The 17,180-nt window shown below is 50.0% G+C and carries 10 protein-coding genes; all 10 read left to right on the forward strand.

Translation table 11 applies throughout. The annotated features are described in order from the left end of the window. Window positions 1-61 precede the first annotated feature (61 nt). Window positions 62-1,072, forward strand: a complete 1,011-nt coding sequence (locus tag OXH00_14580; GenBank protein MCY3742238.1) for a MoxR family ATPase — start codon at window positions 62-64, stop codon at window positions 1,070-1,072. A 154-nt stretch (window positions 1,073-1,226) separates the two neighbouring features. Beyond that, complete coding sequence (locus OXH00_14585) at window positions 1,227-2,162, forward strand: DUF58 domain-containing protein (GenBank protein ID MCY3742239.1); 936 nt, start codon at window positions 1,227-1,229, stop codon at window positions 2,160-2,162. 158 nt (window positions 2,163-2,320) lie between these two features. Beyond that, window positions 2,321-4,342 carry a BatA domain-containing protein gene (locus OXH00_14590; GenBank protein MCY3742240.1) on the forward strand — a complete coding sequence of 674 codons (2,022 nt, stop codon included), beginning with the start codon at window positions 2,321-2,323 and terminating at the stop codon, window positions 4,340-4,342. Between the two features lie 71 nt (window positions 4,343-4,413). Then, complete coding sequence (locus OXH00_14595; GenBank protein ID MCY3742241.1) at window positions 4,414-6,621, forward strand: hypothetical protein; 2,208 nt, start codon at window positions 4,414-4,416, stop codon at window positions 6,619-6,621. A 310-nt stretch (window positions 6,622-6,931) separates the two neighbouring features. Further along, window positions 6,932-7,933 (forward strand): Gfo/Idh/MocA family oxidoreductase, encoded by a 1,002-nt coding sequence (locus OXH00_14600; protein ID MCY3742242.1) that lies wholly within the window; start codon window positions 6,932-6,934, stop codon window positions 7,931-7,933. 101 nt (window positions 7,934-8,034) lie between these two features. Beyond that, window positions 8,035-11,454 carry a hypothetical protein gene (locus OXH00_14605; protein MCY3742243.1) on the forward strand — a complete coding sequence of 1,140 codons (3,420 nt, stop codon included), beginning with the start codon at window positions 8,035-8,037 and terminating at the stop codon, window positions 11,452-11,454. 37 nt (window positions 11,455-11,491) lie between these two features. Further along, on the forward strand, window positions 11,492-12,442 hold the full coding sequence (locus tag OXH00_14610; protein MCY3742244.1) for a hypothetical protein: 951 nt from the start codon (window positions 11,492-11,494) through the stop codon (window positions 12,440-12,442). A 109-nt stretch (window positions 12,443-12,551) separates the two neighbouring features. Further along, the gene (locus OXH00_14615; GenBank protein MCY3742245.1) at window positions 12,552-14,282 is read left to right on the forward strand and encodes a carboxypeptidase-like regulatory domain-containing protein; all 1,731 of its coding nucleotides are present in this window, start codon (window positions 12,552-12,554) and stop codon (window positions 14,280-14,282) included. A 20-nt stretch (window positions 14,283-14,302) separates the two neighbouring features. Beyond that, on the forward strand, window positions 14,303-15,994 hold the full coding sequence (locus tag OXH00_14620; GenBank protein ID MCY3742246.1) for a carboxypeptidase-like regulatory domain-containing protein: 1,692 nt from the start codon (window positions 14,303-14,305) through the stop codon (window positions 15,992-15,994). Between the two features lie 21 nt (window positions 15,995-16,015). Next, window positions 16,016-17,080 (forward strand): terpene cyclase/mutase family protein, encoded by a 1,065-nt coding sequence (locus tag OXH00_14625; protein MCY3742247.1) that lies wholly within the window; start codon window positions 16,016-16,018, stop codon window positions 17,078-17,080. Window positions 17,081-17,180: the final 100 nt, after the last annotated feature.

Consider the following 17,180-nt stretch of genomic DNA (forward strand, 5'->3'; position numbering starts at 1 on the left):
AAGGCAAAATTTGTCTTTCTTTTACATTACAACTTCATAACAACAATACAGAAGGAACCTAATGACAACGACACCAAACACTGACACAATGCATGCCGACGATGTTGCAGCAATTGACGAACTGCGTAACGTCTACGACCAACTAAAGCAAACACTTGCTAAGATCATCGTCGGTCAGGAGCAAGTTATCGAACACTTAGCGATCTGTCTGTTTTCTCAAGGACATGCACTCTTGATGGGCGTTCCCGGTTTGGCGAAAACGTTGTTAGTGAGCAGGTTCGCTGAGACGATGGCATTGCAGTTCAGTCGAATCCAGTTCACACCCGATCTAATGCCGATGGACATCACCGGAACCGACATCCTTCAGGAGGTACCTGGCGGTAGGCGGGAGTTCGAGTTCGTAAAGGGCCCCTTGTTTGCCAATCTCATTCTGGCGGACGAGATTAACCGTGCCCCCTCAAAAACACAAGCCGCGATGCTTGAGGCGATGCAGGAATACAAAATCACGGTCATCGGCAGAACATACCAACTGACACCGCCGTTCTTCGTATTGGCGACCCAGAACCCCATAGAGCAGGAAGGGACATATCCGTTGCCGGAGGCGCAACTGGATCGTTTCATGTTCAGGATTGAAGTAGACTACCCACAACGCGCTGAGGAGATAGAGATTGCCCGTACCACAACCGGTGTGGCACTGCCAACACTTGAACACGTCCTGACAGGTGAACGGGTACTTGCCTTTCAAGACCTTGTGCGACGTGTGCCCGTAGCAGAGCATATCTACGAATTCGCTGTTGATTTAGTACGTAGCACCCGCCCAAAAAGTGAGGCATCACCTGACTGGCTGAAGCCGCTTGTTGCTTGGGGTGCCGGTCCACGGGCAGTTCAATACTTGATCTTAGGGGCGAAGGCACGCGCAGCACTTAGCGGCAGCTACATGGCGCGACTTGAGGATGTCGTCGCAGTGGCGGATCCTGTGCTGACGCACCGCGTTATCACATCGTTCGCGGCAGAATCCGAGAACATCACCAGCCAAGACATCGTCAACCGTCTCGTTGAAGAACTTTCATAAATATGAGGTTTCTGCTCCGATGTGTCCGATGTCCAAATCGGGTTTCCGGTAAACGCCAGAAACCAAGTCCCATAATGAAATGAAGGGACGACTCGATCACAAAAACCGTTAAGTCACCAACCAATGAAACTTATCCGCAAGGTAATTTAAAAAAATGGCACTGCAACTCAAACGGGATTACCTTAACCAGAAGGTCTTGGAACGTCTCTCCACGCTTCAATTGCACGCCCGACTCCCCATGGTAGGAAATGTATCCGGTAAACATCGGAGCCCTATTCGCGGTTCCAGTCTTGAGTTTGCCGAGTACCGTAAGTACGTTCCAGGCGATGACACACGCCGACTCGATTGGCGTGCCTATGCCCGCAATGATCGCTACTACATCAAGGAGTTTGAAGCCGATACGAACCTACGGATGTGCTTAATTGTTGATACCAGCGGTTCAATGGATTTTGAATACAACGAAAACCCCGCAGGAACCGGCGGGGAACCCGGTTTGAGTAAACTTGACTACGCACGTCGGGTGGCAGGCACCTTAGCCTATATAGCCGCCCTACAAGGTGATGCCGTTGGACTCTACTGTGCAGGTGAAGCATTTCACATAGAAATTCCACCAAAGCGGAGTGCTACCCATCTTAGCGTTGTCCTTGATGAATTAGGAACAATGGAGGCGTCAGGCGAAACCGGGTTGGCTGACATTCTCCACGAAACCGCTGAACGTATCCCACAGAGAGCACTCATCGTCGTCATTTCAGATCTATTCATGGAACCTGAAACGGTGCGGAATTGTTTTGAACACCTGCGGTTCCGTAAACACGATGTCGCTGTATTTCATCTCATGGAGCAGAACGAACTCGATTTTGAGTTCGATCGCCCAATGCGATTCGCTGATATGGAAGGTGGAGAACCTATACTTGCAGATCCGACTGTCATCGGTGCGCAGTACCGACGCGCAATGGAAATGTACCTCGAAAGTATGGACGAGGTGATTCGCGACACCGAGGTTGACTATCACCGTATCTGTATACACGAAAACTATGGGGATGTATTGGCACGATTCTTATTGGGACGGACACCCAAAAGACAGAAGTGAGGAATAGTTGTCAGTTATCAGTTGTCAGTTAAAAAAGGTTGTGGATAGTTCCAAAGTCTCTTTCTGAAAACTGAAAGGTTTTTCATGCCTCGCAGTGAGAGAAAACCGTACTGAAAACTGATAACCATTTCTCCGATAACTGAAAACTAATAAAAATTATGAGTTTTTTACAACCGTTAGCATTAATCGCGCTTCCGTTGATGGCACTGCCGATCATTATCCATTTAATCAATCAGCAGCGGCACCGGACGATCCCTTGGGCAGCGATGATGTTCCTCATGAGTGCAAAGCGTATGAGCAGAGGTATGGCGCGCCTCCGGCATCTTCTGATCCTACTGATGCGCGTCCTTGCCATCGGGGCTTTGATTTTCGCCATTAGCCGACCACTCTCCGGCGGATGGTTAGGAAGCGTCGGATTGAGTAAGCCTGATGCCACACTGATTCTCCTCGATCGCTCCGCCAGTATGGAAATGCAAGACCTACAAGCGGGTGAGTCAAAGAGATCCACGGCACTGAAAAGACTTGCACAATTGCTGGAGCAAGGTGATTACGGAACACATCTACTTCTGATTGATAGTGCCAGCACTCAGATGCAGGAAGTGGATTCACCGAAGGCTCTATTGAATCTACCTATGACCGGCGCGAGTGCCACCAGTGCGAATATCCCAAGTATGCTTGAAACGGCGTTAGCCTATCTCAAGGCAAACGAGTCCGGCCGCGCCGAAATATGGATCTGTTCGGACCTGAACGAGAACGATTGGGATATTCACAGCGGTCGGTGGAACGCGATACGCGAGGCGTTTGCCCAATTAGACGGTGTGCATCACTTCCTACTGGCATACACCGATCCACCTTCTGGAAACTTGTCGGTAAGAGTGGAAAACGTCCAACGGTGGAAACGTGGCAATGATGCAGAACTCATTCTTGATGTGATGGTGCGTACGGGCGGTGACAGCAGTGGCACGCGACGCGTACCGATTGAGTTTGAAGTCAATAACGTACAGTCTGTGGTTGAAATGGAACTTGACACACTCGGCGCCTCTTTACAAGGACACCGTATCCCTATTGATGCCAAACTCAGCTCAGGTTGGGGGTCCGTGAGTCTACCGGGCGATGCGAACCCCCTGGATAATCGGTTTTTCTTTGTCTTTTCAGAACCGCCAGTCCGAAAAGCAGTTGTCGTCAGTGATGATAAAAGGATCGGCGAAGCGTTCCGTCGGGCACTCGCTGTTCCGCTGGATGCCCGACTGCAACACAACGCAGATGTGATTCCCGTGAACCGAGTCGCGGAAATCGACTGGGAAAATACCGGATTGCTGATTTGGCAAGGCCCACTACCAAGCGGGTTGGTAGCGGAACAGATCGCGCATTTCGTCAACAGCGGACGTGTAGTTATGTTCTTTCCACCGGCGCAGAACGCTGGTGAACAACTATTCGACTCACACTGGAGCGACTGGCAGTCCTCTGATGGTGGACAGGTTTCCAAAGTCGCATGGTGGCGCGGCGATGCCGATCTACTGGCACATGTGGAGAGCGGAGATGCCTTGCCTTTGAACGGACTCCGCACCTATCGCTACCGAACCCTTGAGGGTACTGGAACGCCGTTAGCAAGGTTTGGCAACGATGCCCCCCTACTAACCCGTGTGTCTACTGATCACGGCGCAATCTATTTCTGCAGCACGCTGCCTACAGCACAATTCTCTTCCCTCGAACGCGACGGTATAGTGTTTTATGTCATGCTACAGCGGGCGTTGACTGAAGGTTGTCTCGCATTGGCTGCCGCGGCACAACGCGATGCTGGCGTTGGTGTGCTTGCAGACCGAGATCAGTGGAAATCAGTGGCTTCCGCAGAGAACACCGTGTCCCTCTCACAACGTGAATTGCATGCTGGCGTTTATCGTGAAGACGAATATTGGGTAGCCGTGAACCGCAGCCAAACTGAGGACAGTGCCAAGGCATCGCCTGTTGAGACGGTGGATGCCCTCTTCGATGGACTGTCGTACCGAAGAATTGATGTTGATGTTGGGGACACATCTGCCTTAGCGAGTGAACTCTGGCGTATCTTCCTCATCGCAATGGCGTTGGCACTCATTTTGGAGGCAGTGCTGAGTTTGCCAAGCAGGAAAACGGAAACCACTCCTTTAATTGATCTCACAGTTGCAGAGGGAAGCACGGAGTAGCTATTGGCTATCAGCCGGATGTTAACCTCTTTATTGAAAAATATCAGCACCGATAGCCAGAAAGGGAAAAAATGCAAGAACAACAGGGAAGCCTCGAATTTCTCTCAAGCAGCTCCATCATGGCCTTGGGACTGTTTATCGTGGCTGTGACCGGTGTCCTGTGCTGGTTGGCATGGCATCGTAGCGGTTATCGCATGCGAACCGGATGGCTTGAGTTGCTGCGTTTTGTCCTGGTCTGCTTAGTGGTCACCACACTAAATCAGCCCGAATGGTTGAAGATACAACCGCCAGATCGACGTTCAACGCTCGCGGTGCTCTGGGACCAATCCAAAAGTATGGAGACGCGGGATGTCTTTGACGACCAAGACCTCTCCGGCGAACGCAAGAGCCGCGCTGAGACAATTCAACCGCTGATGTCCGAGGCAGTCTGGAAACCGTCGGATACGACGGATATTAACGTGGTGTTCGAGCCGTTCTCTTCACAGTTGGACCCTGCAGAAGAAGCAACAGATTTGAATGCTGGACTGTCACACGTGCTCGACAACCACACAAACCTTCGCGGCGTGGTGCTTCTATCGGACGGTGATTGGAATGTCGGTAACTCCCCCGTGGAGGCAGCTACACGGTTTCGGATGAAAGGGATTCCCGTCTTTGCAGTAGGGGTCGGCAGTAAGGTACCACTACCGGACCTTGAGTTAGTCAGGATGGACGCGCCGACTTTTGGAGTAACAAATAAGCAGCTCCGTATCCCCTTTGTTGTTCGCAGCACTTTAGGGCAGGACCGGGATGTGAGTGTCACACTCAGCGTCAATAACGAGGCAAAGGTTACCAAGGTTGTCGGTGTCCCTGCCATGAGTCAGGCGCAAGATAATATCGTCTGGACACCCCCAGCGACAGAGAATTACACGTTAAACCTCCGTATCGCACAGGATGCCGAGGAATTGATCCCGGAAAATAATGAGATATCCGCACCGATATCAATACGTGAGGAACAATTGAGAGTCCTTGTCATCGAATCGTTTCCGCGGTGGGAGTACCGATACCTACGAAATGCTTTAGAGCGGGATCAAGGCGTTGAAGTAACATGCCTTCTTTTTCATCCTGAGTTGCCACAAGTCGGCGGCGGTCGCACTTATATTAAACGTTTTCCTGACGCAAGGGAACTCAGTCGTTATGACGTAGTGTTCCTTGGCGATGTCGGTGTGAAAGAAGACCAATTAACGACTGAACAAGTCCAGGAATTACGGAAGTTAGTCAGTGCCCAAGCTTCAGGGATCGTCTTTATGCCGGGACGCTCAGGATCTCATGACACGTTAATTCCCGGTCCGCTCGCCGACCTCTATCCCGTGGTCTTGGATCCAGCAACACCTCAAGGTGTCGGCTCGAATATACAAGGGTATTTCGCACTCACTGCGTCAGGGCAGCGAAGTTTGCTCACACGTCTTGGAGATACCGACCAAGATAACGGCGAAGTATGGCGTAAGTTGCCAGGATTTTTCTGGTATACCGGAGTCAAGCGCGCCAAGGCTGGCACTGAGACACTGGCAGTACACGATCAAGTCGCGACTGCTTCCGGACGCGTACCATTAATCGTGACCAAGACCTATGGCACCGGTAAAGTCCTTTTTATGGGAACAGATAGTGCTTGGCGTTGGCGGCACGGTGTTGAAGATAAATACCACTATCGCTTCTGGAGTCAAGTCGCGCGGTGGATGGCATACCGCCGACAGATGGCACAAAGCGAAGCAATACGCTTGTTTTACGCACCTGATCGACCCAACGTCGATGACGTGTTGACGTTGAATGCCAACGCTATTGACAATGTAGGGGGGCCTTTAGATAGGGGTTCAGTTGTTGTACAAGCAATTTCACCATCGGGCAAAACGCAGACAATTCGACTTCAACCGGGCACAGAGGATCTGGCGGGCTTATTCGTCGGTTCGTTTGTGCCGAAAGAACCCGGTAACTATCGCCTTATTGCGAGTAGCAGTGAAACCGGTGCCTCTGTTCAGACGGATCTATCGGTACAAGGCTTAAATCGTGAACAACAAGGACGTTTGGCGCGTTTTGATGTATTAGATGAGATCGCTAAGATTACCGAGGGTAAGTTGGTACCGGTTTCCGAAGTGCCGAGTCTATTGGAGCATCTCGCAGCCTTGCCGGAGCCAGCACCGACTGTCCACCGGACGCGGCTCTGGGCACACCCTATCTGGGCGGGCGTTTTAGTCTTTCTACTTGGGGCGTTCTGGGTCGCAAGAAAAATGAACGGTGCAGTGTAATAGGGTTGATCTCAGAGCCATTCAATTGTAGATTTTTGGTTTTTGGCGTTGTCCTTTTCGCAGGTGTTAATACTTTATATATGTTATGTTTTAAAACAAAACGCAGAAATTTTCGCAGCATTTCGCAGCGGATCCTGAAAAAAAAGACATCCAATCCAATAATTTCTTAAAATTGAATGACCCTGGGGTTGATCTAAAAGCAAATAGACACGTTCAATCGAACATGGTATAATATACCATCAAGGAGTGAATACGGGAACCAAACCGATAACCAACAACTGGAGTAAGAAAGCCACAGAAGGAATTTATAATGCCTAATAACTATAAAGTTGCAATAGTCGGTTGCGGTGGAATTTCTCACATGCACGCTGGATGGTATGTAAAAGAACCGAGAGCGATACTAACAGCGATTGCCGACATTGATGAAGAACGCGCTAAAGCTTATAGTGAGCAGTACGGCGTTGAAAAGCAGTATACCGATTATATTGAGATGCTCGAAACAGAAGATATTGATATTGTTTCGGTGTGTACGCGCCCGAAACTGCACGCACCGATCGTGATTGAAGTCGCAAAACGGGGCGTGAAAGCAATTCTTTCTGAAAAACCGATGGCGGAAAACCTCGGACAGGCGCGAGAGATGCTTGAGACATGTTCACAGCACGGTGTGAAATTAGCGATTGACCATCAAGTACGGTTTTCCGCGCCGTATGCTGCCGCGAAACAGATAATTGCCGACGGTCAGATTGGTGAACTCTTCCGAATTCACGGCATCTGTGGCGGCGGTGACCTGAAAGACAACGCTACACACACCGTTGATCTGATGCGATTTATTTACGGCGACCGTCCCGTCAGTTGGGTGATAGGTCAAATCGAACGGATCGGCACGCCGACCAAATATGATCTGCACTCCGAGAATTTCGCGATCGGGTATTTCAAATTTGAAAACAATGTCCGGGGTATCATTGAATCTGGTAACGATACCGCCCCCGGTTATCACCATATCTACTGCTACGGGACAGAAGGCGAAATTGAACTGGCTGCGCCGGGTGGACCCGGACTCCGTATCCGCAACCAGCAATCTGATGGAGCATGGGTAACGCCAGAATTGCCATCGGAAACTGATCCCGTACAAGACATAATCGCAGCCATTGAGGAAGACAGAGAACACCGCTCAAGCGGTTATCAGGGATACGCTTCCTTAGAACTCCTTATGGCAATTTATGAATCGTCTCGGAAACGACAGCGGATTCATCTACCCCTTGAAGAGATGGAGTCGCCATTGACATTGATGGTTGATGACGGTTGGGTATAGTTGCTGGCGGGGTTGCACCCCTCCCACTGATAGTTGACGACTGACTGCTAATTACTGAAAACTGATGACTGACAACTAATAACCAATACGAGGAGATTTCCATGCACCAAACACAAGCAAAAACGCGCTCACAAAAGGATGCAGTCAACTTACCGCCGCGCATGAAGGCAGCACTTGAACAGTACCAAAAACGCGTATGGATAGTCAAACTCGCTGAAGGGACACTGGCAGCACTCTTCGGCATTATGATTTCATATCTTGTCGTGTTTGGCTTAGACCGCATGTTTGATACACCTACGCTCTTGCGGGTACTTATCCTACTGATGGGTATGGTGGGAATGGTGCTCTTTTTGCCCCTAAAGTACTATAATTGGGTGTGGCGACACCGGAGTTTGGAAGGTATCGCTCGACTGTTGCAGCATAAGTTTCCACGTTTTGGCGATCACGTGCTCGGTATCGTGGAACTCGCATCCAGTCGGACAGATCAATCGGCAAGCCCCGCGTTAGTTGAAGCAGCGATGCGTCAGGTTGATGCCGAGGTCGCAAAGCATAACCTCGCAAATGCTGTCCCAAATCCTCGACACCGCCGCTGGGCTTATGCGGCAGGCATTCCGATAATACTGGTTGTCATCGGGAGCATTGTGATTCCCGCAACGAGTCGGAACACGCTCGCTCGATGGCTGACCCCGTGGCGAAACGTGGAACGGTATACCTTCGCACAGTTGGAAGGTAACGCTGATCGGCGCGTTGTGGCATACGCGGAATCCTTTGATGTCGAAGCCCGCCTCAAAGAGGATTCACCATGGAAACCTGAGTCGGGCGAGGCACAATACGCAGAACAGACCCCTATAGTTGCTGAACGCGACGGGGCAACCTACAAATTCCAATTACCGCCGCAAACCAAGGACGGAAGCGTCGCACTCCGCGTCGGAGACGCACGACGTTCTATTCCCGTTGAACCCAAGTTGCGTCCCGCACTAAAAAATCTCACTGCTAAAGTCCAATTACCGGACTATCTACAACGCCAAGAACCACGCATAGATGATATCCGCGGCGGAATTGTGAACTTAGTGAAGGGTAGTACCGCCACCTTAGAAGCCACCACGACACGTGAACTGTCGGAAGCAACTCTGAACAATCGTCCCCAAAAGGTGGATGGTGTGCGCGTGACAACCGAACCAATAGCGGTAGAAACGACGACAGAAATGCACCTGACATGGCGGGATCGGTTCGGTCTCGCCGCCCGTGAACCACAAGTGCTACGGTTTGAGGCACTCGATGATGAATCACCAACAGTTGCTCTCAACAAATTAAAGAATAATCAGGTCGTCATTTCTAATGAAGTGCTTGCTTTTGAGATTCAGGCATCGGACGATTTCGGTGTAAAACGGATCGGCTTAGAATGGACGGGTATCGCCAATCCAATTCACAACCCCGAACCCACCAGCGGCGAGAAAATAGTATCCGCAGGGACACCGACAGCGGACACCGTGACCGTCGCTGCCACATTTTCCCCGAAGCGTGAGAGTGTGAAACCACAGAGTCTCCGCTTGCGTGCCTATGCGGAGGACTACCTACCTAACCGCGATCGCGTCTATTCGTCGCCTCTTGTCCTCCACGTACTCACGCCATCAGAACACTTCAAGTGGTTAGTCGGACAGATGCAGCTCTGGACGGGTGCTGCAAAGGATGTTCACGACAAGGAACTACAACTGCACCAAATCAACCGCGAACTACGCGACCTACCCCCGGAAACCCTTGACGATCCCGCGCAGCGCAAGCGGATCCAAGAACAAGCTGCCGCAGAACGCGCCAACGCAGCAAGACTTGACAGTCTGGTCGAAACCGGCACAGAGTTGGTTCAAGAAGCAGCGAAGAATGAAGAATTTGATGCAAAACAACTGGAGGCATGGGGAGATATAATTGAGCAGTTAGATGAGATCGCTGGACAGAGAATGCCTTCTGTCGCAGACCTACTTTCGCGTGCCGCTGAGGCACCCGGAAGCCCTGCTGAAACGGCTTCTGCTGGTAAATCTACCACGAATGCTGGAGAACAAGGACAGCCGGCAGCCCAAGCACAACGGTCGTCTTCTGGCGGTGAACCGAATGACTCAGAAAAGGTGGAGAAGTATGGACCTGACAATATCCTGCCACCTGAAGGTTTAGATGAAATTCCAGAGGATCCGAACAAACCCGGCAAGGGGGTCAGCGTAGACCGGAGCAAACAGCCACAAGGTGGTAAACCCGGTTTTACTCCCGCCAATCCAACGCCTACTGTCTCCGACGTTGAGTCAGGGTTCAACAAAGGTGAAGACGCAGCGGAAGGACAGGCACCGCAGATCGTGGGGGGGCTCCGTATTCCTACAACCATGCTCAAAGGCAGCGGAAGGGACAATGAAAAGTCAGAAGACGAAGAGACACCGGCACCTCAAGCAGCGGATCTCGTCCTTGAAGCCGTCGAAGAGCAGCAGGAACTGCTGGATGCTTTTGCCAAATTAGCAGACGAGATGAGCAGGCTGCTCGTCAGCTTTGAAAACAGCACGTTTGTGAAACGATTGAAAGCCGCCTCGCGAAAACAGATCGATATCGCAGTAGACCTGAACAATCTTGATAGTTTCGGTCTTGACCGCACCGCCGCTCTAAATAACCAATCTGATCGGGAACGTTTGGCGGAACGAGAAACCAACGAGTCTGAAACTGTATCTACTATCATACAAGACATGGTGGCTTATTCCGATCGCCGCCCTTCTCCAAACTACTTGCGCGTGCTTTCGGAGATGCAGGACGCGCTTGTCTCAAATCAGATGCAAGACATAGCAAAGACGATTAACAAAAATTTCGTCGGACAATCTACCATTGAGGCGGAATTTTGGGCGGATACCCTGGATCGATGGGCAGAACAATTGGTAGATCCGCCCAATCGACCACCCCCAGAGGGCGGCATGATAGAATTGCCAAACCTACCGCCAGAAATCGTCTTGGAAGTGTTGCGCATTATCGATCGCGAGATCCAGTTGCGGGAGGAGACGCGCGAACTTGAACAGGCGAAAAAAGCAATTACATCCGACGAATACGCAGAGCGTAGTATCACTTTATACGATACACAGATTACGCTCACCGAGGATACTCGCGAAGTCGCAGCGCAAATTAGCCTTTTACCTAACGCTCAGGAACGCCTCATTCAACAGCAACTCGCGAAGGTGACGGCAGCCGCAGACGTTATGGATGAGGTAGAAGACATCCTCGCGGAACCGGATACGGGTCCCAAGGCGATTGCAGCGATAACGGAAGTCATCGAAATTCTGCTCCAAACATGCCGGATTCCAAATACGCCGATGGTAATGACAGCACCACCGGCAACTGCTGCCGCCTTGAGGCTCACGGGGATTGGGGACGACACCGGCACAGCCTTTCTTGAGAACCGTTCACCCAGACAAGCGACAGGCAAAACAGGGCGCGTGTTACCAGAGGAATTTCGTCAGGGACTGGACGCTTATTTTAACGTTTTAGAAGGAAGATAGTAGATACACGGTATACTGTTAAACAGAGGATAGACCGATGGAAATCAATGAAAGAAAAGATGCTATTCCGTTTGAGTTGTTCGCCAGTTTCAAGCGGATAGAAACAGGTAATCCGATCATCGCGTTGCCGCCACCACTCTGGGCAGCAGCAACACATGCGATCATTGTTGACAGGACGGTACACTACATCTGGTGTAAACGGGATCTTGGCGTTCGCTGGTTGATAATGCACGCCACGGCTCCTATTGATGATCTCACGGACATCACGCAGGACGCACGGAACCCTATTATTGAACCCTCAACGGACGGTTTTGATAACGCAGCCGTCGAGTACCCTTTTCCGTTCCTAAATCCTGCTGATGGGAAGTATTATATGTACTATCGGGGCAAAGGAGAAACAACACCCGAACAGACAGGTCTGCTTGTGAGCGATGGAGACTTAGGCGAGTGGCAGCGCGTTCAGCATACGCCTGTTATTCCCGCAGATACCGAACACGAACGGCACGGATCAACACACCCTTCGGTAGCAGTAGAAGGCGACACAATTCACATCGTTTATACCGGCAAGGCGACACGATCTTTCGGCGAGGGACTCACAATGTGTCACGCCACCGCACCGACGAGCGATCCAGCAGCGGTCACAAAAAATCCTGCCAATCCGGTTTTCACAGGAAGTGGGGAAACATGGGATAGCAAATCCGTTCGTGAAACCGAATTGTTCAAAGGACCACAGTACTTCCATATTATCTATGGCGGTTTCGATGGCGAAGTCTGGCGGATGGGACATGTCCGGACTCGCGATTTTCAGACCTTTGAACCGAACCCTTACAATCCTATATTTACACCATCGGACACCCCTGAAGCATTCGATTGCGACAGCGTGTTAACGGGGCAAATCCTCGAAATCGGTGATACCTATGCCATGCTCTACGCTGGGAAAAAAGGACAAGAATGGCAGACCGGTTTAGCTACAATTCGAGAAGATTAGATGTTGGAACGTTCAATAATTTACACCAAATTCACACTGAAAGTTATGAACAAAACGTCCGTTCAATGCAAGAACGAGGAGAAAATAATCACAAGGAGGTCTGGAACAGATGGCTCGTTTTATTTTCATGTTGATATTAGCCGCTTGTGTCAGTATGTTTACTGATATTGTCTTTGCTCAGGGTGCCGCGATGAGCGGTGGGACCCTCCGCGGACAGATTACTGACGTAACGCCAGCGCAGAACCCTATTGAGGACGTTGAGGTCAAGATTGTTGCACAAGATAGCGGCAAGGAATGGACAATAAAGACAGATGCAGATGGCAATTACAAACACGCTGAGCTCCCCGCCGGACGCTACCTGATTAGCATATCTAAGGACGGATACGACAAGCGCGTTGGGAAATCTGTTACCATTGTTGATGGTGGCGACCACTTCGTTCCACTCAAAATGGCTGAGAAAGGTAAGGTCAATCTGTTTGAGGTGCAACCAGGCAAAATAGACAGGATGGTCATTAAACAGCGAATCAAGCAGCAAACTAAGTCGTTACTCCAAGGTGTTGCTGAAAGTATGGGCGAGCGTTACAAGCTGGACGAAGCAGTTGTCAAATCACTTTATCAGTCAATGGTTAATTCTATTGAGGGGCTACTGGCGCAGATTGGTGGTCTGAGTACCTTCGCGAATGCAAGTATAGCGTTCAAAATGTTATTGGCACAGCCCGATTGCAAGGCAGCGTTTGCTGAACACTTGAGCGAGGCGCAGCTTCAGGATTATTTGGACTTCACAGCAGCACGACAGCAGCGAGATCGAGAGGCGGTCGCTCGTCGAATAACCGCTGCACTTGACAGAGAACTCAGTTTGACGGCAGATCAACGCGAAAAAGTTGTGAAGTTGCTGCGTGGTGCTGCGTGGAGGAATAGTGGTTTCGCAAGTTCAATGAACACCCTACGGATCAGTTCGCAGAAAGCAGTGCATCTGGTGCATCATAGATTGAAAATCTCTCTGGATAATACCTTGAGCGAAGCGCAATCCAAGGTTTGGCATGCGTTGGTTAACACAAATGCGAACAGAGAGCATCTCGCTGTCCTCATGCCCGAAGTCGAGGTTCAGGTTGGCATCGCGGATAAAAAGGTAGATGCGGGTAAAATTGTGGATCGAAACAAAAAGCGTCCGTTTATCCGCAAGGAAGCAGCCAAGCCTGTCAAGATAGAGAACGAAGTTAAAGTAGTGATTAATGAAGTAGCGATTGACCCGCCGGAGAGACTACAACCTTGGATTGAATTTAACGCAGGGACAGCAGCATCTCAAGAACAAATGATGGAGATCGCCGAAGCCAAACTCACAGCGCATACCGAATTGTTAGGTTCCCTCGACGAGCGTGCCACTCGGCGTTTGGCACTTGCTGCCAAAGGCGTGGCACAACAGTACATTGAAGCCCAAGACGAAACTCCCGAAGCGAGGGAGGAATTGTGGGGAGATGGAAGTACAAACGTTGACATTACGGATCATCCGATGTATCAACGAGCTATTAAAGATGTACTTTCTGAAGAGGCGTTCGCGCAGTATAGCGCGTCCCAAGCGGAAAGAGAAGTTTGGCATCAACAGGTGCTGCGTGATGTGATAGTGGCGTGCATAGACACGCAGCTGCTTTTGGACGACACACAGCGGGAAACGTTAGAAACAGCAGCATCGCAATTGGTACCCAGTCCACTTAAGGAAAAGAAATCCGCGGAGTTCATGTTTTTCCAACTTTTCCCACAGACAGTAAACTTTGAGATCCTGACACATTGGCAGCAGGACGAATTTAAACGCGTGTTCGGTCCAATGATGTGGCGGAGATGACTATGAAAAGGAGCAAATAGATGACTCGTTTTAGTTTTGTGTTAATAGTTACTGCTTGGGTCGGAATGTTTACTGGCATTGCCCTTGCCCAGGACAACGCTATAAATGGTGGTACTATTCGTGGCATGATTACCGACACAACCCCAGAACAAAATCCGATTGAAGGTGTTGAGGTCAAAATTGTCGCCCAAGACGGCACAGAGCATACAACAAAAACAGATGCCAACGGCGATTATAAAAAAGCAGGTATCCCCGCAGGACGCTATACCATCAGTATCCACAAGGAAGGATACAATGACCGCCGCGGAAAACCCGTTACAATCGTTAACGGTGGAGATCATTTTGTCCCGCTCAAAATGACTGAAAAGGGCAATATTGGGTTGTCCTCTAAAACGCAAGGCGTAAATTTGGATCCTAACCTTGACAAGCAAATCGAATCTTTACTTGCGCGCGTCGGTGAAAGTATCGGTAAGCGTTACAATCTCAATGAGGCAGCTACCAAATCACTTCGTCAGTCAATTTACAATTCAAATAAGATTGTGCTAACGCAGAACGAGAGTCTGCGTGCCTTCGCGAAGGCATTGGAAGGGGGCAACATAGCACTACTTGAATTCTTTTTGTCACATCCACACACCAAGGCAATATTTGCTAAACACCTGACCGAGACGCAACTTCAGGAGTATCTGAAACTCAACCAAAATAGATGGCAGCTATACCAACAAGCAATCGCACGTCAAATAGTCGTGATGCTTGACCGAGAACTCTCCCTAACGACCGATCAACGCCAAAAAATTGAACAATTACTACTTGACACGAAGGACAGTGATACCTTCCCAAACTCAATGATCATAATGCTTAATTCACTGAACGCAGCCCATCTGGTGCACTATAAGTTAAAACTCTCTCTGGACGAGATATTGAGCCAGACACAATCCAAAATTTGGCATGGACTCGTTAGCGCAGATTTGGAGGAACTACACGAAATTGCCGCACCCATACCCGAAGTTGTAATAAAGGGTGCGGTCGATGCTGGCAAAGTGCAAGAAAAAGAGGCTGACGCGATACTTGAGCAGCTCAATAAACAGACCGCCGATAAAGGTAACACACCAGAATCTCAAGAGCGTATAGAGCAGATGCGGCAGCTCATGGAAGCCAAGTTGGCAGCACATACTGAACTGTTACAACCACTCGATGAGCGTGCCTCTCGACATCTACGAGTAGCCGCCAAAGGGATCGTTCAACAATACCTCGAAATTCATGGCAAAACGCCTGAAGCAACAAAACCGGAAACCGATGCGAAACCCAAGCAGGCTGGCGAAATCACTCCCAAAGAAGCTGCAGAGAAACTCAAAACCTTAAGGGAAGGGGTTGATATTACAGATCACCCACTCTATCAACAAGCCATCAAGGATGTACTCTCCGAAGATGCCTTTAAACTATATCGCGCCCACCAAACCGAAAGAGACAACTTGCGGCAACAGGTGCTACGCGATAGGTTGGTAGCACTTATAGATAACCAGCTCCTCTTGGACGAAACACAGCGGAACCACTTAGAAACTGTAGCAGCACAAGTGACGCTCCCCTCCTCAAATGAGGAAGCAGTCATGGCACTATTCATGCAATTTTCTCAACAAACAGACCTCAAGATACTGAGTTCTTGGCAGCGGCGCGAATTTGGACAACTGTTCGGTCCACCAGTAGAGAAAGAATAATCGTAAGGAGAATCAGAAAAGATGAAGAAAAAACACAGATTCATTATCGGGTTTTCCAGTTTCCTGATGTTGCTCAGCATATTGGAAACCCACGCGCAAGATCCCACGATCCGCTACGGTACAGGGGTACCACCAGCGGTTAGAAGCATCAACGACCGGAGCTTGCGGTATCTTGCTAACACGCAACTCGAAGACGGCAGCTGGCCAGGCGGACAGAATGGGGCAGGAATCACCGGGATTTGTGTCATGGCATTTATGGCGAGTGGCGAGGATCCGGATTACGGACCTTATGCCACGCATATCCGTAAAGCCTTGCGCAATATGATCATAAATCAGAATCCGAAAACCGGGTACATGACAGGGTACGGGCATGGATCAATGTACCACCACGGTTTTGCGATGTTAGCACTCTCCGAGGCGTATGGTGCAGTAAATGAAGAACTCCTCTGGAAAGGGAGTGATACACCCGCCAATCGGCGACGTACCATCGGCGAGGCTCTGGAACTTGCAGTACGGTGTGCGTTAACCGCGCAAGAAAAAAATCCGTGGGGTGCTTGGCGGTATTCACCAGGATCCCAAGATGCCGACACAACCGTCGCTGGCACCGTGTTGATGGGCATACTCGGCGCACGAAACGCTGGAATTGAGGTCCCTAACGAAGCTGTTGATAAGGCATTAACTTTTTTTCAAACTTGCACCATGCGAGGTGGCGGTGTCTCTTACCAACCCATGAGCAGTCATGGCGACGGACTCACTCGGACAGCCATTGGAACACTCGTTTACGCAATCGGAAAAAGGAAGGATACCCCAGAATACAAATCCGCCTCCGAGTTTATCAAGCGCAGAATGGATCAAAGTGTACGCAGTCGGTACACCTTCTACAATCTCTACTATATGGCGCAGGCACTCTTCCAAAGCGACTTCAAGGCATGGCAAGCTTGGAATCAACGGATCATTGAGCGGCTTCAAGGGATGCAGCAAGAAGATGGCAGCTTCACGAGTAGCTACGGGAGTGCCTACGCGACCGGAATGGCTGTTCTCACTTTGGCACTGAATTATCGCCTATTGCCAATTTACGAGAGGTAGATAGCGATCAGAAGAATAGTTACCAGTTGCCAGTTACAAGACCGTTGTGATTAAATCATGGGAAACACCCAAGCAACAACAAACCTCTTTAACTGACAAC

It is taken from the genome of Candidatus Poribacteria bacterium (assembly GCA_026706025.1).
In the GTDB taxonomy this organism is placed as follows: Bacteria; Poribacteria; WGA-4E; order WGA-4E; family WGA-3G; genus WGA-3G.